19 protein-coding genes are annotated in these 21476 nt (G+C 71.2%); 10 read left to right on the top strand and 9 right to left on the bottom strand.

Features of this window, described 5'->3' with window-relative positions; translation table 11 throughout:
- Positions 1-2 precede the first annotated feature (2 nt).
- The 4 genes from OU415_RS17685 (at position 3) to OU415_RS17670 (ending at position 5404) form a co-directional block, all read left to right on the top strand.
- Entirely contained in the window at positions 3-779 is a 777-nt protein-coding gene (locus tag OU415_RS17685) for a cytochrome d ubiquinol oxidase subunit II (protein WP_270949950.1), read from the top strand.
- Positions 776-2377, top strand: a complete 1602-nt coding sequence (cydD, locus tag OU415_RS17680) for a thiol reductant ABC exporter subunit CydD (RefSeq protein WP_270949949.1) — start codon at positions 776-778, stop codon at positions 2375-2377. Before OU415_RS17685 ends, cydD begins: the two co-directional genes overlap by 4 nt.
- Before the next feature lie 140 nt (positions 2378-2517).
- Positions 2518-4143, top strand: coding sequence for an amino acid ABC transporter ATP-binding/permease protein (locus tag OU415_RS17675; protein ID WP_270949948.1), 1626 nt, complete (start codon positions 2518-2520; stop codon positions 4141-4143).
- Positions 4067-5404 (top strand): amidase, encoded by a 1338-nt coding sequence (locus OU415_RS17670; protein ID WP_270949947.1) that lies wholly within the window; start codon positions 4067-4069, stop codon positions 5402-5404. The genes OU415_RS17675 and OU415_RS17670 overlap by 77 nt, the downstream gene beginning before the upstream one ends.
- A 38-nt stretch (positions 5405-5442) precedes the next feature.
- Here OU415_RS17670 and OU415_RS17665 read toward each other — a convergent pair whose 3' ends face one another.
- Complete coding sequence (locus OU415_RS17665; RefSeq protein WP_270949946.1) at positions 5443-6510, bottom strand: tartrate dehydrogenase; 1068 nt, start codon at positions 6508-6510, stop codon at positions 5443-5445.
- A 125-nt stretch (positions 6511-6635) separates the two neighbouring features.
- Here OU415_RS17665 and OU415_RS17660 point away from each other — a divergent pair, with 125 nt between their 5' ends.
- Positions 6636-7616, top strand: a complete 981-nt coding sequence (locus OU415_RS17660) for a PHP domain-containing protein (protein WP_270949945.1) — start codon at positions 6636-6638, stop codon at positions 7614-7616.
- Between the two features lie 67 nt (positions 7617-7683).
- Complete coding sequence (locus tag OU415_RS17655) at positions 7684-8175, top strand: MarR family winged helix-turn-helix transcriptional regulator (RefSeq protein ID WP_270949943.1); 492 nt, start codon at positions 7684-7686, stop codon at positions 8173-8175.
- Here OU415_RS17655 and OU415_RS17650 read toward each other — a convergent pair whose 3' ends face one another.
- A complete protein-coding gene (locus OU415_RS17650) occupies positions 8176-10095 on the bottom strand; it encodes an ABC transporter ATP-binding protein (RefSeq protein ID WP_408641862.1) in 1920 nt (639 codons plus the stop codon).
- 242 nt (positions 10096-10337) lie between these two features.
- On the opposite strand from OU415_RS17650, the gene OU415_RS17645 reads away from it, so the two are divergent.
- Genes OU415_RS17645 through OU415_RS17635 form a run of 3 tightly spaced genes read left to right on the top strand, consistent with a single transcriptional unit; the run spans position 10338 to position 13102 of the window.
- Complete coding sequence (locus OU415_RS17645) at positions 10338-11036, top strand: GPP34 family phosphoprotein (protein ID WP_270949942.1); 699 nt, start codon at positions 10338-10340, stop codon at positions 11034-11036.
- A gap of 31 nt (positions 11037-11067) precedes the next feature.
- Complete coding sequence (locus tag OU415_RS17640; RefSeq protein ID WP_270949941.1) at positions 11068-12546, top strand: APC family permease; 1479 nt, start codon at positions 11068-11070, stop codon at positions 12544-12546.
- Entirely contained in the window at positions 12536-13102 is a 567-nt protein-coding gene (locus OU415_RS17635; protein WP_270949940.1) for a GNAT family N-acetyltransferase, read from the top strand. Before OU415_RS17640 ends, OU415_RS17635 begins: the two co-directional genes overlap by 11 nt.
- A 3-nt stretch (positions 13103-13105) precedes the next feature.
- On the opposite strand, the gene OU415_RS17630 is transcribed toward OU415_RS17635, so the two are convergent.
- Entirely contained in the window at positions 13106-14314 is a 1209-nt protein-coding gene (locus OU415_RS17630) for a metal-dependent hydrolase family protein (RefSeq protein WP_270949939.1), read from the bottom strand.
- Between the two features lie 21 nt (positions 14315-14335).
- Entirely contained in the window at positions 14336-15874 is a 1539-nt protein-coding gene (locus tag OU415_RS17625) for an AbgT family transporter (protein ID WP_270949938.1), read from the bottom strand.
- A gap of 206 nt (positions 15875-16080) precedes the next feature.
- Between OU415_RS17625 and OU415_RS17620 the strand changes: the two genes are divergently transcribed.
- Entirely contained in the window at positions 16081-17091 is a 1011-nt protein-coding gene (locus tag OU415_RS17620) for an Lrp/AsnC family transcriptional regulator (RefSeq protein ID WP_270949937.1), read from the top strand.
- On the opposite strand, the gene OU415_RS17615 is transcribed toward OU415_RS17620, so the two are convergent.
- The 5 genes from OU415_RS17615 to OU415_RS17595 form a co-directional block, all read right to left on the bottom strand.
- A complete protein-coding gene (locus tag OU415_RS17615; protein ID WP_270949936.1) occupies positions 17070-17282 on the bottom strand; it encodes a hypothetical protein in 213 nt (70 codons plus the stop codon). The genes OU415_RS17620 and OU415_RS17615 overlap by 22 nt on opposite strands.
- Positions 17283-17378: 96 nt before the next feature.
- Positions 17379-18554 (bottom strand): acyl-CoA dehydrogenase family protein, encoded by a 1176-nt coding sequence (locus tag OU415_RS17610; protein ID WP_270949935.1) that lies wholly within the window; start codon positions 18552-18554, stop codon positions 17379-17381.
- A gap of 89 nt (positions 18555-18643) precedes the next feature.
- Positions 18644-19291, bottom strand: a complete 648-nt coding sequence (locus OU415_RS17605) for a LutC/YkgG family protein (RefSeq protein ID WP_270949934.1) — start codon at positions 19289-19291, stop codon at positions 18644-18646.
- On the bottom strand, positions 19288-20718 hold the full coding sequence (locus tag OU415_RS17600; RefSeq protein ID WP_270949993.1) for a LutB/LldF family L-lactate oxidation iron-sulfur protein: 1431 nt from the start codon (positions 20716-20718) through the stop codon (positions 19288-19290). The genes OU415_RS17605 and OU415_RS17600 overlap by 4 nt, the downstream gene beginning before the upstream one ends.
- Positions 20719-20735: 17 nt before the next feature.
- A complete protein-coding gene (locus OU415_RS17595; protein ID WP_270949933.1) occupies positions 20736-21470 on the bottom strand; it encodes a (Fe-S)-binding protein in 735 nt (244 codons plus the stop codon).
- Positions 21471-21476 lie beyond the last annotated feature (6 nt).

Below are 21476 nucleotides of genomic sequence, written 5' to 3'. Positions count from 1 at the left end.
ACGTGGAACTGCTGGCAATCGCTGTGCTGGGCGTGTTCGCCCTCGGCTACTTCCTGCTCGGCGGCGCCGACATCGGCGTCGGGATGCTGCTTCCCGTGCTGGGGCGGGACGCGCGGCAACGGCGGATGGTGATCACCGCCATCGCCCCGTTCTTCCTCGGCAACGAGGTGTGGCTGGTGGCGACCGCGGGAATCCTGGTCGGCGCTTTTCCCGCGCTGGAAGGCGAACTGCTCACCGGTCTGTTCCCGGCCGTGGTCCTGCTGCTGACCAGCTGGATCGTGCGGGACATGGGGCTGTGGCTGCGGGGGCGGGCAGGCGCTCGCGCGTGGCGGGCGGTGTGCGATGCAGCGATCACCGGCGGCAGCTGGGGCGTGGCCTTGAGCTGGGGCTGGATGTTCGCCGGACTGCTCGCGGGCCAGATCCACGAGGTCGCCACCGGGCCCGGTGCGGCGCTGGCCGCAGCCGCGATCGCGACGTTGTTCGCCCTGCACGGCTTGGCTTTCGCCCGGCTCCGGCTGTCCGGACCGCCGCACCAGCGCGCAGGTGTGCTGTTCGGGCGTTGTGGGCAGTGGCAGGGATTCGCACTCACCGCTGGGGCGATGGCGCTGCTGTGCTCGGCGGTCGGGTTCCGGCTCCCGCTGGCGGAGAACGCGGCCGATCTCGGCACGCTCGCACTGCTGCTGCCCGCGACGCTGGTGCTCACGCCGTTCCTGATCGCCGCGCAGGCGGGCGTGTGGTGGATGTTCCGGGCACGAGTGGAAAGGCCGTCGTACCTGTGAGCAAACGACTCCTGCGCCTCGTCGCGCGGCGAACCCGGATCGCGGTGGCACTGCTCGCACTGGTGCAGGCCGGGCTCATCATCGCGCAGGCCGACCTGCTCGCGCGCGCCATCGCCGAGCTCGATGCCGGCTACCTGCCGTGGCTCGCCGGTGCCGTGGCACTGCGTGCGGGCAGCGCCTGGTGCAGCAGTGCCGTCGTTCAGCACGCCGCAGCTGATCTCAAGGCCGATCTGCGCAGCTCGCTGTTCGAGCGCGCTGCGGCGCAGCGGTCGAGCGGGGCGTTCAGCACGCTGGTCACCAAGGGGATCGACGCGTTGGAGCCGGCGATCACCGGGGTGGTCCCGCAGCTGGCGCTGGCGGCGGTCGTGCCGCCGATCGTGCTGGTGCGGTTGGGGCTGGTCGACTGGCCGTCGGCGCTGATCACGGCCTTGACGATTCCGCTGATCCCGCTGTTCGGAGTGCTGATCGGACTGCGGACCAAGGACGTGACCACGCACCAGTGGGCGCACCTGCAGCGGCTCGGCGGGCACTTCCGGGACGTGCTGGCCGGCTTGAGCACGCTGCGCGCGTTCGGGCGGGCTGAGCACCAGGAAGCGGTCATCGCGCGGATGGCCGACGAGCACCGCTCGGCGACGATGCGGGCGCTGCGGGTGGCGTTCCTGTCCGGTTTCGTGCTGGAACTGGTGTGCTCGCTGGCGGTTGCGCTGGTCGCGGTGCCCGTGGGGCTTCGGCTGCTGTCCGGCGGCGTGGGCCTGACCACGGCTCTGGTGGTCCTGCTGCTGACGCCGGAGGCGTTGCTGCCGCTGCGGGCGCTCGGCACCAGGTTCCACGCCGCTGCCGAGGGAATGGCAGCCGCCGAGCAGGTCTTCGAAGTCCTGGATCAGCCGCTCGCCGAACCGAGCGGGACGCAGCGGGTCGTTGCGGGGGAGATCCGCTTCGAGGACGTGAGCGTGCACTTCCCAGGACACGAGGATCCGGTGCTGGACCGCGTGTCGTTCGTGGTGCGGCCGGGGGAGCGGGTCGCGCTGGTCGGGCCCAGCGGCGCGGGCAAGTCGACGGTCCTGCACCTGCTGCTCGGATTCGTCCAGCCGACCTCCGGACGTGTCCTGGTGGACGGTGTCGACCTGCGAGAACTCGATCTGGACGACTGGCGTCGCCAGCTCGCGTGGGTGCCGCAGCACCCGCACCTGTTCGCCGGGACGATCGCGGACAACATTCGCCTCGGCGCAGCCGGTGCTTCGATGGCGGAAGTCCAGGCGGCCGCGCAGGCGGCGCACGCTGCGGAGTTCATCGAGCAGCATCCAGCGGGCTACCAGGCGCAGCTCGGCGACCGGGCTGCTGAACTCTCAGCCGGCCAGCGACAGCGCGTCGCGATAGCCCGCGCCTACCTCAAGAACGCACCGATCGTCCTGCTGGACGAGCCGACGGCACGCCTGGACCTGCACTCCGAAGCAGCGCTGACGGCCTCGGCCACAGAAGTGCTACACGACAAAACGGCGATCGTGGTCGCGCACCGCCCAGCACTGCTTTCGGTGGTGGACCGTGTGATCCGCCTGTGCAACGGATCTGTGGTGGAGCCACTGGAGGTGGCGAGATGAGGGGTCGTGTGCCAACCCGAGTGTTGCTCGACCGCACCTCAGGGGACCGTGACGCAAAGCGCGAGTTTGATTCCGTGCGCAACCACCACTGTGAATCGCGGAGAGGCGGCCCAGTGGCGCTGTTCCGCTGGCCTCGGGTTGTGGCCGCAGTGGCTGCCGGAGTGATCGCCGAGCTGTGCGCGGTGGGCCTGATGGCGCTGGCGGCCTGGCTCATCACCCGCGCGTCCGAACAACCGGCGCTGTCCGCGTTGAGCCTGGCCATCGTCGGGGTCCGCGCCTGCGCGCTGGCTCGCGGCGCGTTCCGCTACCTGGAGCGCTTGGCCGGGCACGACGCCGCGCTGCGGGTGGTCGCGCGGCTGCGCCCGCAGGTGTTCCGCGCGAGGGCGGGGCGGCCCGCACTGCGCGACGGAGATGCCTTGTCCCGCTTGGTCTCCGACGTCGACAGCGTGCAGGAACTGCTGCTGCGCTGCCTGTCGCCGGCGGCGATCGCGCTGGTCGTCGCCACCGGCTCGGTCATCACCTGCACCGTCGTGGCCACGACCAGCGGTGTCGTGCTGGCTGCGGGACTGCTGGTCGATCTCGTGGACGGCGCACGCGAATTGGCTGCCTTCGGCGCACTTCCCGCCGCCGCGGCGCGCGCCGAACAGCACGCCGCACGGCTGCGGCGCCGCGACGGAGCAGCGGCCCGCAGCTCGAGTGCGCTGTTCGCGGCCGGGATCCTGGTGCAGGGCGTGACGGCAGTGGGCGTGACGTGGATGGCGCTGCTCGCCGGTGTACCGCAGACGAGCGTGGCCGTGGTGGGATTCCTCGCGCTGGCGGCATTCGAAACCGCTCTTCCGCTGACCGACGCCGCCCGCCGGTGGACCGAACACTTCCCGGCGCTGCGTCGCATCGCAGAACTCCTGGCCGCACCCCCGATCGCGCTGCCGAAGCCGAACTCGCAGGACCTCGCGCTCCACGCCGTGTCGGTGCACTACGACCGACCAGCGCTGAACAACGTGGATCTGACCGTCGAGCCCGGTCGGACGGTCGCCGTCGTCGGCGCCAGCGGAGCGGGCAAGAGCACGCTGCTCGGCGTCCTGGCCGGACTCGTAGCGCCGTCGGCCGGCCGGGTCGAACGACCGGAAACCCGCGCGGCGACGCAGGACGCGCACGTCTTCAGCGCCACCATCCGGGAGAACCTGCTGCTCGCCGCGCCGGACGCCGACCAGACCCGGTGCGAACGGGCGGCTGCGCAGGCCGGGCTCCTCGACTGGATCCGCTGCCGACCAGCGGGTTTCGACACTCTCGTCGGCGAAGCCGGACAACCGCTCTCCGGCGGCCAACGCCAACGCCTCCTGCTGGCCCGAGCGCTGCTCGCCGAGCCGGACGTGCTGCTGCTCGACGAACCGACCGAGGCGCTGGAACCGGAGCTCGCCGACGAAGTCCTGACCCGCGTCCTGCGCACCCGGACCGGGCGCACCACGATCGTCGTGACGCACCGCCTGGCCTGCCTCGACCAGTTCGACGAGATCGTGGTGCTCGACGCCGGGCGGATCGTGCAGCGCGGGCCCCACCGGGACCTGGCGGCGGTTCCGGGACCGTTCCGGGATCTGCGGGACGCCGAAGCGTTGACGGACTTCGCGATCCGAGCGCAGGATGATCCGGACGCCGCGCCGCGGCGATCACCGGGAGAGGGGTGCGCGAACGTTGAGCCGGCACAGCCCAGCGGGATTCTTCAGCAACCGCACGATCACCGAACTTGCCGACCAGCTGCGCGCCGGTGAGACCAGCGCCGTCGAACTCACCCGAGCCGCGCTGCACGCCATCGAGCAGTTCGACTCCGAGCTCAACGCGTTCGTCACCGTCGACCGCGAAGGAGCGGTGCAGGCGGCGGAGAAGGCCGACGCCGAACTGGCCGAAGGCCAGGACCGCGGACCGCTGCACGGCATCCCGGTGGCGGTCAAGGACATCATCGAGGTCGCCGGACTGCCCACCACGATGGGCTCGGCGCACTTCGCCGACCACGTGTCCACATCGGACGCCGAATGCGTGCACCGGCTGCGCGCGGGCGGCGCGGTGCTGGTCGGCAAGACCACCACCCACGAGTTCGCGTTCGGCCCCACCGGCGACAGCGCGCACAACGGCCCGTCCCGCAACCCGCACGACCCCACCCGCATCACCGGCGGTTCCAGCGGCGGAAGCGGTGCCGCGGTCGCGGCCGGGATGGTGCCGCTGGCGCTGGGCACCGACACCGGCGGATCCGTGCGCATCCCGGCCGCGCTGTGCGGGGTGGTGGGGTTCAAACCGGCGTACGGCGCGATCCCGACCGGCGGGGTGTTCCCGCTGTCGCAGTCGCTGGACCACGTCGGAGTCCTCGCCCGCACCCCGCAGGACTGCCGCACCGGCTACCGGGTCCTCGCCGGACTCCGGGACGCACCCAGCCGGGAACGCGGCGACATCGCGAACATCGGGTGGATCGACCCGAACTCGCTGCACCCGACGGACCCGGAGGTCACCCGGATCGCCCGCGCCGCGCTGGAGACCAGCGGAATCCCGGTGCAGGACCTCGGCATCCGCGATCCGGAGGTCGTGCACCGCGGATTCCTGGGCATCCAGTACAGCGAGGCCTACGCCAACCACGCCGAGCGCGTGGCCGACAACCCGGAGCTGTTCACCGACGACGTCCTGGGGCGGTTGCGGGAATCGGCGCGGACCGCGGGCTGGCAGCACGTGCGCGCGCTGGCCGCGCGCGACCGGTGGCGCAGCGACGTCGACGAGCTGCTGTCCGGAGTCGACCTGCTCGCCATGCCGACGACCTGCGTCGTCGCCACCGAGATCGACCGCCGGGAGATCACCGTCGACGGCGCGGACGTGAACGTGCGCGGCGCGCTGATCGGGCTGACCAAACCGTGGAACCTCGCCGGATCGCCCGCGGTGTCGATCCTCGCGGGCGCCATCGGCGGGCTCCCGGTCGGTCTCCAGCTCATCGGCCGCCCCGGGGCGGAGGACGTCCTGCTGGCCGCCGCCACCCGGATCTCCGGTTGAGGACTCGTCTCCGGTGGCAGGACCACCGGAGACGGGCTTCAGCCCTCGACGGCCTCGGCGATCGCCTTGCCCAGGTCTTGGGTGGTCGCCCCGCCGCCGAGGTCCGGGGTGCGCGGGGCCGTCTCGTCGACCAGGACGCGCTCGATCGCGCTGACCACGTCGGCACCGGCCTCGGGCAGGCCGAGGTGGTCCAGCATCATCGCCGCCGACCAGATCTGGCCGATCGGGTTGGCGATGCCCCGCCCGGCGATGTCCGGGGCGGAACCGTGCACCGGCTCGAACGTCGACGGGTAGGTGCGCTCGGGGTTGATGTTGCCCGACGGCGCCACCCCGATCGTGCCGGTCACGCCCGGTCCGAGGTCGGACAGGATGTCGCCGAAGAGGTTGCTGGCGACCACCACGTCGAAGCGCTCCGGGGACATCACGAACCGGGCGCACAGGATGTCGATGTGGTCCTGGTCGACGGTGACGTCCGGGTACTCCGAGGCGATCGCGGCGAACCGCTCGTCCCAGTAGGGCATCGAGTGGTAGATGCCGTTGGACTTGGTCGCCGAGGTGACGTGCGGCTTGCCGAGCCGGCGCGCGAGCTCGAACGCGTAGCGCATGATCCGGTCGGTGCCGTGCCGGGTGAAGGCCGCGGTCTGCAGCACCATCTCGGTCGGGGTGCCCTCGCCCTGCCTGCCGCCCAGCTGCGAGTACTCGCCCTCGGTGTTCTCCCGCACCACCCAGAAGTCGATGTCGCCGGGCTGCTTGTCGCGCACCGGCGGCGTCACGCCCGGCAGCAACCGCACCGGCCGGAGGTTGACGTACTGGTCGAACTCGCGGCGGATGGGCAGCAGCAGTCCCCACAGCGAGATGTGGTCGGGCACGCCGGGCCAGCCGACCGCGCCGAGCAGGATCGAGTCGTGGTCGCGCAACCGGTCCAGCCCGTCGGCGGGCATCATCGCGCCGGTGCTCTTGTAGGTCTCACAGCTCCAGTCGAAGTGCTGGTAGGCGAACCGCACGCCGTACTTCGCGCCGACCACGTCGAGCACGCGCAACGCCTCGGGCATGACCTCGTTGCCGATCCCGTCACCGGGCAGCACCGCGAGTTCGTACTGCTGCACTCTCCACCTCGTCCCTCGAAGATCGCGTTCCCGGTGGTCATCTAACGCCCGCGCACGCGGCGGGCCAAGAGCTGAGCGCGAATCGTCGGTGGCGTCACGGTCGCACAGGGACTACGAATGAGGCCGTGGATGCGGCACGGGCACTGCGCGAGATCGCCTTCTGGCTGGAACGGGCCGATGCGCCGACCTTCCGGGTCCGGGCGTTCCGGCGCGCGGCCTCGGTCGTCGACGGGCTGCCGGACCTGGACGAACGGGTGGCTTCGAAGCGCCTGACCGCGTTGGAGGGCATCGGCAGGACGACCGCGTCCGTCATCGAGGAGGCCCAACGCGGTGAGGTCCCCGAGTACCTGGCCCGGCTGCGGTCCGAAGTGGACGTCCCGGAGCGGGGCGCGGAGCTGCGGGCGGCGCTGCGCGGCGATTGCCACTCGCATTCGGACTGGTCGGACGGCGGGAGCCCGATCGCCGAGATGGCCACCACGGCCCGCGATCTCGGCCACGAGTGGATCGCGCTGACCGACCACTCGCCGCGCCTGAAGGTGGCCCGCGGCCTGTCGGCGGACCGGCTCCGCGAGCAGCTGGACGTCGTCGCCCAGCTCAACGAGCGCCTCGCCCCGTTCCGCATCCTGACCGGCATCGAGGTCGACATCCTCTCCGACGGTTCGCTGGACCAGGAGGAGGAACTGCTGGCCCGGCTCGACGTGGTGGTGGCCAGCGCGCACTCCGAACTGCGGATGGCCTCCGCCGAGATGACCCGACGGCTGTGCGCGGCGGTGTCCCATCCGCACGTGGACGTGCTCGGGCACTGCACCGGGCGCCTGATCGGGGCGAAGAAGCGCCCGCAGTCGACCTTCGACGCGGCCGCGGTGTTCCAGGCGTGCCGGGACAACGGCGTCGCCGTCGAGATCAACTCCCGCCCGGACCGGCTGGACCCGCCCCGCGACCTGCTCCGCCTCGCCGTCGACACCGGCTGCCTGTTCAGCATCGACTCCGACGCGCACGCTCCCGGCCAGCTGGACTGGCTGTCCTACGGCTGCGCCCGCGCGGAGGAGTGCGGCATCACCCCGGACCGGGTGCTCAACACGCGCACCGCCGACGAGTTGAGCTGATCACTTTCAAGCGGTTGAACAGGGAAGATACCTGAACATTCAAACATTCCGGGCGTATGCTGGCGGGGTGACCGAACCCAGATGGCTCAGCGGCGAGGAGCAGTGCGCGTGGCGGAAGCTGGCCACGCTGATGACGGTCATCCCGGCCCAGCTCGACGGGCAGCTGCAACGGGATTCCGGGCTGACCCACTTCGGCTACTGGGTGCTGGCGATGCTCTCCGAGCACCCCGACCGCGCGCTGCGGATGAGCGAGCTGGCGGCGCGCTCCAACGCCTCGCCGTCGCGGGTCTCGCACGTGGTCGCGAAGCTGGAGAAGGACGGCTGGGTGCGCCGGCACCGCGCCACCTCCGACGGCCGGGGCAACGTCGCAGAGCTCACCGACGCCGGTTGCGCCAAGATCGCGGCATCCGCCCCGGGACACGTGGCGAAGGTCCGCGACCTGATCTTCGACGGGCTCACCGAAGCCCAGGTGCGCCAGCTCAACGCGCTGTGCACGGCGATGCTGGCGCACCTGGACCCGGAAGGCGAGCTCATCACGGCCCCGCCGCAGCCGGAGTGATCAAGCGGCTTCCTCGGTGTCGGCCTGCTGCGAGAACTGGGTGCGGTAGAGCTCGGCGTAGAGACCGTCGCGGGCCAGCAGATCGGCGTGCGTGCCGTCCTCGGCGATGCGGCCGCCGGAGATGACCAGGATCCGGTCCGCCTCGCGGATCGTGGACAGCCGGTGCGCGATGACCAGCGCGGTCCGCCCGGACAGCGCGGTCCGCAACGCCTCCTGGACCGCTGCCTCCGATTCCGAGTCCAGGTGCGCGGTCGCCTCGTCGAGCACCACGACCGGCGGCGCCTTCAGCAGCAGGCGGGCGATCGCCAGCCGCTGCTTCTCGCCACCGGAGAGCCGGTAGCCGCGGTCGCCGACCACGGTGTCCAGGCCCTCGGGCAGCGTCGCGACGAGGTGGCCCAGCTGCGCGGTGCGCAGCGCTTCGAGCAGCTCCTCGTCGGTGGCGTCGGGGCGGGCGAAGGCCAGGTTGGCGCGGATGCTGTCGTGGAACATGTGCGGGTCCTGGGTGACCACGCCGACGGTGCGGTACAGCGAGGTCAGCGAGACGTCGCGGACGTCGGTGCCGCCGATGCGCACCGCACCGGAGTCGACGTCGTAGAGCCGCCCGGCCAGGTTGGTGATCGTCGTCTTGCCCGCGCCGGAGTGCCCGACCAGCGCAATCGTCTGGCCCGGTTCGGCGTGGAAGGAGATGTCGTGCAGCACGTCGTGCGCGGGCGAGTTGTCCTGCCGGGCCACCGACTCCAGCGAGGCCAGCGAGACCTCGCTGGCGGCCGGGTAGCGGAAGGAGACGTGGTCGAACTCCACGTCGGAGGCGCCTGCGGGCAGCTCGGCGGCGTCCGGCTTCTCCTGGATCATCGGCCGCAGGTCCAGCACCTCGAAGACCCGGTCGAAGCTGACCAGCGCGGTCATCACGTCCACGTGCACGTTCGACAGCGCGGTCAGCGGACCGTAGAGCCGGGTCAGCAGGGTGGCCAGCGCGACCAGGGTGCCGAGCTGCAGCGCCCCGGTCAGCACCAGACCGCCGCCCAGCCCGTACACCACCGCGGTGGCAAGCGCGGCCAGCAGCGTCAGCGCCACGAAGAACACCCGGCTGTACATCGCCGAGATCACGCCCATGTCGCGCACCCGCGCGGCCCGAGCCGAGAAGTGCGCGGCTTCCTCGTCGGCGCGGCCGTAGAGCTTGGCCAGCATCGCCCCGGCCACCCCGAAGCGCTCGGTCATCAGCGAGCTCATCTCGGCGTCGACCTTCATCTGCTCGCGCGTGATGCGCTGCAACCGCCGCCCGATCCAGCGCACCGGCAGCAGGAACAGCGGCAGCAGCGCCAACGCGATCAGGGTGATCTGCCAGGACAGCGTGAACATGGTGGCCAGCACCAGGACCAGGCTCAGCACGTTGGACACCACCGAGGACAACGTGCTGGTCAGCGCCCGCTGCGCGCCGATGACGTCGTTGTTGAGCCGGCTGACCAGCGCCCCGGTCTGGGCGCGCACGAAGAACGCCACCGGCATCCGCTGGACGTGGTCGAAGACCTCCGAGCGCAGGTCGTAGATCAGCCCCTCGCCGAGCCGCGCCGAGTACCAGCGCTGCAGCAGCGAGAACACGGCGTCCAGCAGCGCGACCCCGGCGACCGCGACCGACAGCCACACCACCAGCGACATGTTCCGCGGCACGATGCCGTCGTCGATGATGGCCTTGAACAGCAGCGGGTTGATGACGCCGAGCACCGCGGCGAGCACGACCAGCACCAGGAACGGCACGATGTCGCGCAGGTACGGCCGGGCGTAGCGCAGGATGCGCCGAGCCAGCCCGGGTGACAGCCGTTGCCTGGTCACCGATCCGTCGCTGGCGTACGAGCGCATCGTCTGCCAGCTCACCGTTGTGTCCACAACCCCTCCAAAATGCGCGCTGAGCGTTGATGACATCCTCAGACTTCGCGTTAGGTCGAAGTCAACACCGTCGGTGGACGTCCGATTCCCGCGGGGAAGATCACCCAGGTGTCGCAGCGGCTCGCGCGGGCGGAAAACTTGAACAAACCTTCGCGTACGTTACTCTGTGCGCTGGCTCGGGCACTTTCCGAACTCGGCGCGGGGGACAGGTCTGGGGGCAGTGACGGCTCGGATGGGAGCGAGTGGGTGTTGATCGGCACTTCGGCCGGGGGTGGCCGGTGACGGTTTCCGAGCTGGATGCCACCCGCATCCCGCTGCGGGTGGCGGATCGGTTCTTCCTGGCCGCGCACGCCGGAGGGCAGCGGATCTCACCGAGGGTGGACGCCGCGCTGGTGTCGCTGGGGTGCGCCGCCGGGCTGCTCGCCGAGCTGATCCTCGAGGAGGAGATCGCGGTCACGCCCCACGTCCGGCCCAGCGGCCGGGGGCGCTGCCCGGACTTCCTGTCCTGGGCGATCCTGCGCGAGATCCGCGAGGAACCCGGCCACGACCTGCGCACCTGGCTGGACTACCTCGGCCAGGCCGCCGCGGAGAAGGTCCGCGCCCGGCTGGTGATCATCGACGTGCTGCGCGAAGTGCCGGTCTCCGCGGGCTGGCGCGGCGGCACGGCCTCGGCGTGGCGGTTGGCCGACACCGGCGTGACCAGCCCGGAAGCAGTGCTGGAGCTGCTGTTCACCAGCGCCGAGACGGCCACCGGCAACGGCATGATCACCGTGCCGGAGCGCCTCGCCGAGATCACCTTCGCGCTGCTGGCGCGCGAGACCGGGGTGATCCGCAACGTGCGGCTGCCCAAGAACGTCGCGCGGCAGGGCGACTTCCGGATGAAGTCCTGGCAGAAGCGCGTGCCCGGGCCGCTGCGCAACCTGATAGCCGAAGTCGCCGCCGCGCGCGGCCAGTCGGCGATCACGCCCAGACATTAGTTCCCGCAGAACCCCGCGAAGGAGCGAGCTGTTGCCACCGTCCAAAGTGTCCGCCGCACTGGCCCGCGCTCGACTGGGTGTCACGTCGATCGTGTTCTTCACGGTCGCCGCGGCCGCACCGGAAACCGTCGTCGGCGGGGGAGCGGTCAGCGGCTTCGCGGTCTCCGGGGTGAGCGGCATCCCGCTGGGCTACCTCGCGATCGCCCTGATCCTCGGCCTGTTCGCGGTCGGCTACGTCACGATGTCGCGGCACGTGGAGAACGCGGGCGCCTTCTACGCCTACATCGCCAAGGGGCTCGGCCGGGTGGCCGGAACCGGGGCGGGCGCGGTGGCGCTCGTGTCGTACCTGATGATCCTGGTCAGCCTCGCGGGCGGGCTCGGCGTCGGGGCGTCGGACTTCCTGCACCAGGTCAGCGGAGCTTCCGTGCCGTGGTGGGTGTTCGCCGGATGCGGCCTGGCCGCGGTCGCCGTCCTCGGCGTGCTGCGCATCGACGTCAACGGCCGGGTGCTGGGCGTGCTGCTGCTGGCCGAGGTGGCGGTCATCCTGATCTACGACACCGCGTTCGTCTCCGCGCCGTCGCCGGCCGGTGTCGTCCTGGACACCCTCAACCCGGGCCAGCTGATGACCGGTGCGGCCGGGGTCATCCTGGTCATCGCCTTCACCGGCTTCATCGGGTTCGAGAACTCCACCGTGCTGGCCGAAGAGGCGAAGAACCCGCGCACGGTGATCTACGCGACCTACATCTCGCTGGTGGTCATCGGCGGGCTGTACTCGCTGTCGACGTGGGCGATGACGGTGGCCACCGGACCGGGCAACATCGTCTCGCAGGCCGAAACCCATTCCACCGAACTGCTCTTCGTGCTCGCCGCCCAGCGCCTGCCGGGCACCCTGGTGACCATCGGTTCGGCGCTGTACGTCACGAGCCTGTTCGCCGCGATGCTGTCGTTCCACCACGTCTGCTCCCGCTACCTCTTCGCGCTGGGCCGCGAAGGCGTCGGCCTGCGCTGGTGGGGCACCACCAGCTCGCGCACCGCGGCCCCGGCGGCGGGCTCGCTGACCACCACCGCGATCTCGATCGTCGTGGTGGTGCTGGTGGCGGTGACCGGCATCGACCCGATCACCTACCTGTTCTTCTGGGGCGCGTCCGCCGGCGCGCTCGGCGTGCTGTCGCTGGTGATGCTGACCTCGGTGGCGGTCCTCGGCTACTTCCTGGGCAACCGGGAGCACGAGCACAGCCGCTGGCGGACCCTGGTCGCGCCCGCGATCGCGGCGCTGGTGCTGGCCGTGGTCCTGCTGCTGACCGTGTTGTCCTTCGGCACGGTGCTCGGCGTCGAGGACGGCGACCCGGCCGCGTGGGCGATCCCGCTGGGCTTCCTGGTGGTGTTCGCGCTCGGCGCGACCTGGGGCGCGGTGCTCAAGCGCACCCGCCCGTGGGCGTACGCGCGCATCGGCCTGGGTGCGCGCGCCGCGGCCGTGCAGCCGGGGAAGGAGTCCGCGGGTGTCCGATGAGGACGTGCGAGTCCGGACGTTGCTGCGCGCCTTCGGAGACGACGAGTTCGCCTGCTGGCTCCTCCCGGACCAGCAGCACCGCCACCACGTGTACCGCAACTGGTTCGGCATGGTCCTGCAGCACGCGGAGCAGCACGGCGAGGTGATCGTCCGCGCCGACGGGCTGGCGGTGCAGATCTGGCTCGACGGCAGTAGCGGACCGCCGAGCCTCCTCGACGAGGAGGGCGAACGCCGCCTCGCCGAACTCGCCGGTCCGCGCACGGCGCGCTTCCACGAGTTCGGCGAGCTCGCCGCCGCCCACCACCCGGCGGAACCGCACCAGTACCTGGCGATGATCGCGGTCGACCCGTCGGTGCAGTCCACCGGGATCGGCGGCCGGGAGCTGCGGGAAGCCCTGCGCAGGTGGGACGCCGAAGGCCGACCGTCCTACCTGGAGGCCAGCAGCACCCGCAGCCGGAACCTCTACCTGCGCCTGGGCTTCCGGGACATCGGCACCCCGATGGTCCTCCCGCACGACGGCCCCACCATGTACCCGATGTGGCGCGACCCGGCCTGATCCTCAGCCCACCGCGATCCGGCCCGATTGCACGACCATGCGCAGCGGCCCGGCGAGCGCGGTGATGTCGGCCAGCGGATCGGTGTCCAGGACGACCAGGTCGGCGTGCGCGCCCGGTGCGAGCGTGCCGATCTCGCCCGGCATCCGCACCAGCTCGGCGGCCACCGACGTCGCGGACCGGATGATCTCCAGCGGGGACTGCACTTCGGCGCGGATGCGGAACTCCTCGCTCTGGTACCGCTGCATGCCCCCGAGCAGATCGGTGCCGAAGACGACGTCGACCCCGCCGCGCACCGCCCGCTCCAGGGCGCCGAGACCGCCTTCCAGGACCTGCGCGACCTTCTCCCAGCTGCCGCGCGGCAGGCCGTGCTCCATGCCTTCGCGCTGCAACGCCCAGTAGGTCACCAACGTCGGCACCAGGAACGCCTCCCGCTCGACGAGCAGCTGCACGCCGCGGTCGTCCAGCAGGTTCCCGTGCTCGACGCAGCGCACCCCGGCCTCCAGCGCGCGGTTGATCGCCGCCGGCGGGTAGGCGTGCACGGTCACGTACCGGCCCGCAGCTCGCACCTCGTCGACGATGGCGCGCAGTTCGTCCATCGAGTACTGGGTGGAGTCGATGTGGTCGGCGGGGGAGGCGACACCGCCGGAGGCCATCACCTTGATGTGGTGCGCCCCGCGCCGCAGCTCGTCGCGCGCCGCCAGCCGCACCCCGTCCACGCCGTCGGCGACCCTGCTCGAGCCGCCGCAGAAAGGGTGGTCGTCGTAGACGCGCACCCCGGCGGTCCGCTTGTCGCCGTGCCCACCGGTCTGGCTCAGCGCCTTGCCGCCGAAGATCAGCCGGGGCCCGCGGATGAGACCGTCCTCCTGCGCGGCGGCGAACCCGTAGTCCGCACCACCCACGTCCCGGACCGTGGTGAACCCGCGGTCGAGCATCGCGCCCATGTTGCGCACCGCGCCGGCAGCGATGTAGCTCGGCGACCAACCGCGCAGCGCGGAGGTGTCGGCGGTGATGCCAGCGACGTGCACGTGCCCGTCGATCAGCCCCGGCAGGACGTACCCGCCGCGCAGGTCCACTTCGGTCGCACCGGTGGGAGCGGTGGCCCGGCCGTCGGACTCGGCGATCCGCCCGTCCGCGCACACCAGGTCACCTTCCCGGTAGGTGCCGGATTCGACGTCGAGCAGCTGGGCGTTGCGCAGCACCAAGGAGTTCACAGGTGTCCTTTCGAGTAGTGGTCAGCGGACCGGAGCGCCCGGACCGAGCGGAATTCCCAAGGCCCACCAGGCGAAGAACAGCAACGTCCAGACCAGCAGCATCGACAGCGCGAGCGGGATCGTCATCGCGGCGAGCGTGCCGATGCCCGCCTCGCGCCGGTACCGCTGGACGAAGCCGAGTGCCATCACGAAGTACGGGCTCATCGGCGTGATCACGTTCGTGCAGGAGTCGGCGATCCGGTACAGCGCCTGGGTGGTCTCCGGCGGGATGTCGAGCAGCATCAGCATCGGCACGAACACCGGCGCCACCAGCGCCCACTGCGCCGAACCGCTGGTGACCACCAGGTTGATCAGACTGACCAGCACCAGGATGCCGAGGAAGATCAGCAGGCTGTGCGCGCCGAGGGACTTCAGCAGCGCCGCGCCGTGGATCGCGGTGACCTCGCCGATCTTGGTCCACTTGAAGAAGGCGAGGAACTGCGAGACGGCGAAGAACAGCACCAGGATCGGGGCGATGTCGCGCAGCCCCTGCGCCATCAGGTCCGGCAGGTCGCGGCTGCGGCGGATCGCGCCGACCGCGATGCCGTAGGCGGCGCCGGTGATCATGAACAGCAGCGACAGCACGATCGCGATTCCGGACAGCAGCGGGGAGTCCAGCAGCGACCCGTCCTCGCCGCGCAGCGGTGACCCGCCCGGAATCGCTGCCAGCACGAGGACCGCGATGTAGCCGAGCGCGGCGATGCCGGCGTTGCGCAGGCCGCGCCGCTGCTCCGGGGCGAGCGCCAGGGCGGAGTCGTCCAGCTCGACCTCGGTGTCGTCCGCGACGGCCTCGACCCGCTTGGCGAGGAATCCTTCGACCACCAGCGTGATCACCGCGGACAGCACCACCGACGAGACAGCGGAGAAGAAGTAGTTGGCCACCGGGCTGACCACGTAAGCCGGGTCCAGCGTGCCGGCCGCGGCGGTGCTCAACCCGGACAGGATCACGTCGGTCGGTGTGAGCAGCGGGCTGGCGTCGGTCCCGGCCGAGATCGCCACCAGCGCCACCACGATGCCCAGCACCGGGCTGCGGCCCACCGCCCGGAACACGATCGCGCCGAGCGGGATGAGCACGATGTAGGCGGCGTCGGACGCGACGTGGGCGATCATCCCGGTGAACGCCAGCGCGAACGTCACCCAGCGCCGGGGCACCCGGATCACCGCGGCGCGCAGCATCGTGGTCAGCAGCCCTGCCTTGTCGGCCACCGCGACCCCGATCATGGTCACCAGCGCGGTGCCCAACGGCGGGAAGGTCACGAAGTTCTCGACCACGCCGGAGACGGCGGTGCGGATCCCGTCGGCGGAGAGCAGGTTGCGGACCGCGACGGTCGCGCCGTCCGCCGGGTTGATCGCGGTGACGCCGAGCGCATGCAGAACCCAGCTGAGCGCCGCGAGCACGGCGCTGAGGATCGCGAACAGCCAGAACGGGTGCGGCAGCAGGTTGCCCGCTCGTTCGATCCCGGCCAGGACCCGGATCAGCGCGCGGGTGGACCGCGGTGATGTCTGCGCAGCGCCACGCAAGATGCGACCTCCAGGGACAGCAGCAGGATGCGCGGAACACTACGAGGATGTAGTACATTCAGTCAATGAACAGTTTCAAGCGGGCTGTTCATTCAAAAATGCGGATTGATGAGGAAACTTTGGTCGCCTCGGCGGGTGTGTGGGAGCCGGACGCCTCGTGGTCGGGGCCGTCCGGCGGCGCGGGGGAGCGCCGTACGATCTCGGTCATGCCCGAGTCGCTGGACGCCGCCGACCTCGATCTGGTCGCCGCGCTGCAACGCGCCCCGCGCGCGGGGGTGCGGCTGCTGGCCGACGTGCTGGACATGTCCACCAGCACCGTGAGCCGGCGGTTGACCCGGCTGGTCGACGAGCGGTTGATGAAGGTGATCGGCCAGGTGAACTGGTCGGTGGTGTCCGACGCGCACCCGCAGCACCTGTGGATCTCCGCGCAGCCCGGCACCGCAGGCCAGGTTGCCCGCGACCTGGCGGCGCTCCCGGAAACCCAGTTCGCCGCGGTCACCTCCGGCCGCTCCGACGTCTACGGCATCCTGCAGCCGAGCGCGCGAGCCGACGGCGCCGACCTGATCACCGAACGCGTCGGCGGCATCCCCGGTGTCGCGTCCACCCACACCGAGATCGCCCTGCGCTCGTACGCCTCCGCGGCGACCTGGCTGCTCGACCGGCTCGCGCCGGAGCAAGAAGCTCGCCTGCGCGCGGAGAACCCGGAGCACCGCGGCACCGGTGGCGCGACCGGTCTCAGCGCGGAGGAGCGGCGCGTGGCGCGCGCTTTGCAGCAGGACGGGCGGGCCAGCGCGGCGGACATCGCGCGCCGCCTGGAGCTGAGCCAGTCCACCGCGTACCGGATGATCCAGGCGCTGCTGGAGCGCGGCGCCGTCGTGCCCAGGGTGGAGATCGAACCGGCGGTGCTGGGATTCCCGCTGGAAGCGGTGATCTCGCTGACCACCGAGCTGCGCTCGATCACCGGCATCGCCGAGGCGCTCGGCCGCCACCCGTCCGCTCGGTTCGTGTCCACAGTGGCCGGTACCGCATCGATGATCTACAACGGCGCGTTCCGCGACGAGGACGACCTCTCCGACCTGCTGACCGGAGACCTGGCCGCGATCGACGGCATCAAAGCGGTGGAGGTCGCGGTCATGCTCCGCGTGCTGACCCGCTACTGGCTACCCCGGGACGGCGTGCTCCTCGCCGGGACGCCTCAAGTCTCGGCGCCGACGTAGTTGAACTCCCAGGTCCCGTCGGGGCCCCGGCGGCCCCGTTCGTAGGCGAGCAGCGGTGGTACGGCTTGGGCGTTGCGGGCGCGGGCCGGCAGCGTGATCCGCGGGATCGGTTTTCCCGAATCGTCCGCGGGTGCGTTGACCTCGTGCCCGTCGTGCGGGCCGCCCCGCAGCCGAACCCTGATGTCTGGCAACGGAACTCCCTCCAGAAGTGATCGACACCACTACGACCGGTGCGCCCGGGACAACGGTTCCCGGCGTCACTTGATCGTGTGGCGAGCGGAGGGGGCTCAGATCATCTCGGTGATCCCCGGTTCCACGCCGAGCAGCGCGCGGCCGAAGACCTCTGCGTTGGACGCCGGGTGGGCGAGCGCGTGCCGGGAGGCGGTCTCGATGTCGCGGACGATGGCGTGCAGCGGATCCCGCTCCGACATCGCTCCTGCTCCGTAGGCGTTCACCAGCACCTGGACGGCGTCCCGGCACTGCTGGAGCGCGTAGCTGGAGTGCTGCCGGATCCGGGTGCGCTCCAGCAGGTCCGGGTGCGTTCCGGCGTGCGCGTGCCCGTCGACGGTGGCCGCCGACCGGTGCGCGATCATCCGCGCAACGTCGATCTTGGTCGCTGCTTCGGCCACCGCCAGCTGGAAACCGGTCGAGTCGAGCTGGCGCTCGTAGCTGGTGAACGCGATGCCCCGCCGGCCGGCCTGCGAAACCACGTGCGCCAAGGCCTGTTCGGCCATCCCGAGGATCGGCGCGATCAGGACGGTGGCCAGCGTGGGCACCAGCGCGGTCCGGTAGCGCGGGGAGTCGTTCTCGGTGCTGGGGAACTCGCCGCGCGTCGCAGGACCGCGGTGCATCACCCGGTGATCGGGGATGAACACGTCCTCGCCGACGAGCATGTTGCTGCCGGTTCCGCGCATGCCGAGGGTGAACCAGGTGTCCTCGATGCTCAGCTCGCGCATCGGCACCAAGCCGAACGAGGCGCCGTGCTCCGGCAGCGCCATGCCCAGCATCGCCCACTCCGAGTGCAGGCAGCCGGAGGCCGGTGCCCACCGGCCGCTGACCAGCCAGCCGCCGTCGGTCCGGCGGGCCCGGGTCTTCGGCGTGAGGACCTGGCAGATCTTGGTGTCCGGGTCGGGGCCGAAGACCTCCTGCTGGGCCTTGTCCGGGAACAGCCCGGTCAGCCAGTCGCCGCAGCCGAGGATCATGACCAGCCAGCCCGCCGACGCATCGCCCTTGGTGATCTCCGCGATGGCGTCGACGAGCGTGCGCATGTCGAGCTCGGAACCGCCGAAGCGGCGCGGAACCCAGGCGCGGAACAACCCCGCCCCGTCCAGCGCCGCGATCGTCTCGCCGGCCAGCCGGCGCCGCTGCTCGCCTTCTTCGCGGTGCGACGCCAGCTGGTCGTGCAATGCCGCCGCTCGCGCGACGACGTCCGGCTGCGGCTCCAACGGCGCGTGGGCCTCCACGGTCGACTCCTTCGGTCACACGTCCAGGTGATCAGTGTGCCTGTTCGACGGCGGGGAGCGTCACGTGGTTCGCAGCTGCCGGGTATTTCCTACGGCGAGTCCGGGGTGACCAGGACGTGGAGCGTTCGAGGTCCGTGCACGCCTTCGACGCGGTTGAGCTCGATGTCGCTGGTGGCCGACGGGCCGCTGATGAAGGTCATCGGCCGCGCCGGGTCCAGCCGCCGCAGCCCCTCCGGGACGTCGTCGGCGACCTGCGACTCGGCGACCACGCAGATGTGCACGTCCGGCACCAGGGTCAGCGCGCGATGTCCTTGCCCCGGGCCGTGGTCGAGCACGATGGTGCCGGTCGAGGCGATGCCCACCACGGCCGTGGTGATGACCGCGTCGACCCGCTCCAACCCGGCCGTGTCGATGCTTTCGCCGTCCTCCACGTGCTCGAACTCGCTGTTCAGCGCGTCGCACCACGCCTGTGGTGCCCCAGTTGGGGCAAGCACCCGGCGAGCTCCGACGCCGCGCGCGGCGGCCACGATCGCGGCGGTCAGCCCGCCCGGCGCGACCCGGGCCACAGTGGCCCGGTAGTCGGCGACCCGGTCGCAGACCAGGCCCACCAGAGCGTCCGCCGGGCGGTGCTCCCGGTAGCGCCGCGGGACGTCCGCCAGCGGCGTCCGCTCGGTGCCTGCGAGGGCCGAGCGCACGCGGCCCAGGATCTCCGCACGTGCCGAACTGCCCGCGCTCATCGCGCATCGCCTCCTCGATTGCGTTCCCACCAGGTCCGGAAGGACTCCGCGGCCGGTGCCGGTGCGTCGCGCGCATCGGTCCACCGCGACAGCGGCGGAGGCAGCCGGCCGATGGTGCCCTTGCGGCCGATCACCTTGCGGCTCAACGACGCCACCTTCTGCGCGGCGCCCAACCGCTTGGCATCGCCGAGCACCCAGGACGCCAGGGCCATCAGCGCGTCCATCGGCTTGGACCGCCAGCCGTGGTGCTCCTCGACCACGCGGGTCCGCAGGTGCACCAGCAGATCCGGGATGTTGATCGCGACCGGGCACACGTCGTAGCAGGCCCCGCACAGCGAGGACGCGTAGGGCAGCGCTTTGTCCACTTCGGACGTCGTGCCGCGCAGCTGCGGCGTCAGCACCGCGCCGATCGGACCGGGGTAGACCGAACCGTAGGCGTGGCCGCCGGTGCGCTCGTAGACCGGGCACACGTTCAGGCAGGCCGAGCAGCGGATGCAGCGCAGCGCCTGGCGGCCGATCTCGTCGGCGAGGGCGTTGGTGCGGCCGTTGTCCAGCAGCACCACGTGGAACTGCTGCGGTCCGTCGCCGGGCGTGACGCCGGTCCAGGTCGAGGTGTAGGGGTTCATCCGCTCGCCGGTGCTCGACCGCGGCAGCAGCTGCAGGAAGACCTCCAGGTCCTGCCAGCTCGGCACCAGTTTCTCGATGCCCACGACGCTGATCAGCGTTTCCGGCAGCGTCAGGCACATCCGGCCGTTGCCCTCGGACTCCACCACGACCAGGGTGCCGGTGTCGGCGACCGCGAAGTTCGCGCCGGAGACGGCGACCTTGGCCCGCAGGAACTTCTCCCGCAGGTGGCGGCGCGCGGCTTCGGCCAGCCGGGCGGGCTCGTCGGTGAGGTCCGCCGGGGCGGGAGTGCCGACCTTGCCCATCTCCTGCTGGAAGATCTCCCGGATCTCCGCGCGGTTGCGGTGGATCGCGGGCACCAGGATGTGGCTCGGCGTGTCGTGGCCGAGCTGGACGATCAGCTCCGCCAGGTCGGTCTCCCAGGCGTCGATCCCGGCGTCCTGCAACGCCTCGTTGAGCTCGATCTCCTGGGTGGCCATCGACTTGACCTTGACGACTTCGCGTTCCCCGGTGGCACTCACCAGGTCCACCACGATGCGGTTGGCCTCCTCGGCGTCGCGCGCCCAGTGCACGGTGCCACCGGCGGCGGTGACCGCCTCCTCGAACCGCTCCAGGTAGGTGTCCAGGTTGGACAGCGTGTGGGTCTTGATCGCCGCGCCCGCCTCGCGCAGCTGCGCCCAGTCGTCGAGTTCGCCGACCACGTCGGCTCGCTTGTGCCGGATCGTGGAGGTGGCGTTGGCGAGGTTGTGCCGCAGCTGCGAGTTGGCCAGCTCCCGCTTGGCCGCCTGCGGGAACGCGGGCATGCCCAGGTAGGTGTCGGTCACCGGTCGGCTCCTTCCGCGCTGGCCAGGATCTCGGCGAGGTGCATCACCCGGATTCCGGAGCGCTGCCGGGACAGCAGCCCGCCGATGTGCATCAGGCACGAGTTGTCCCCGGCGCAGAGCACCTCGGCGTCGGTTTCCCGGACGTGCCGCGCCTTGTCGGCGCCCATCGCCACCGACACGTCCGGGTTCTTCAGCGCGAACGTGCCGCCGAACCCGCAGCACTGTTCGGCCGCGGGCAGCTCGACCAGCTCCAGCGAGCGCACCGCGCGCAGCAGCTGCAGCGGGCGGTCGCCGACCCGCAGCAGCCGGGCGGAGTGGCAGGTCGGGTGGTAGGTGACCCGGTGCGGGAAGTACGCGCCGACATCGGTCACGCCGAGCACGTCCACCAGGAACTCCGACAGCTCGTGCACCTGCGGGGCCACCTGCGCGACCGCGCGGCTGAGCTTCTTGTCGCCTTCAGCGACCATGGCGTGCTGGTGGCGCACCGAGGCGACGCACGATCCGGACGGGGCGACGACGGCGTCGTAGTCGGCGAAGGCGTCCACGAAGGTCCGCACCGAGGACTTCGCCTGCTTGCGGTACCCGGTGTTGGTGTGCATCTGCCCGCAGCAGGTCTGCGCGGCGGGGAACTCCACCTCGCAGCCGAGCCGCTCCAACACCTGCACGGTCGCCTTCGGCGCTGCCGGGAACATCGTGTCCCCGAGGCAGGTCGCGAACAGCGCCACCCTCATGCCACA

Source organism: Saccharopolyspora oryzae (genome assembly GCF_027853915.1).
Classification (GTDB): Bacteria; Actinomycetota; Actinomycetes; order Mycobacteriales; family Pseudonocardiaceae; genus Saccharopolyspora; species Saccharopolyspora oryzae.
This window is presented reverse-complemented; position numbering and strand designations above follow the sequence as displayed.

What these genes read in the sequence shown, in the direction of transcription:
- OU415_RS17650 (WP_408641862.1), bottom strand. Translation starts at nt 10,095, where the DNA reads ATGTCATCAACGCTCAGCGCGCATTTTGGAGGGGTTGTGGACACAACG.
- OU415_RS17620 (WP_270949937.1), top strand. Translation starts at nt 16,081, where the DNA reads ATGCCCGAGTCGCTGGACGCCGCCGACCTCGATCTGGTCGCCGCGCTG.
- OU415_RS17605 (WP_270949934.1), bottom strand. Translation starts at nt 19,291, where the DNA reads ATGAGCGCGGGCAGTTCGGCACGTGCGGAGATCCTGGGCCGCGTGCGC.
- OU415_RS17600 (WP_270949993.1), bottom strand. Translation starts at nt 20,718, where the DNA reads ATGCCCGCGTTCCCGCAGGCGGCCAAGCGGGAGCTGGCCAACTCGCAG.
- OU415_RS17595 (WP_270949933.1), bottom strand. Translation starts at nt 21,470, where the DNA reads ATGAGGGTGGCGCTGTTCGCGACCTGCCTCGGGGACACGATGTTCCCG.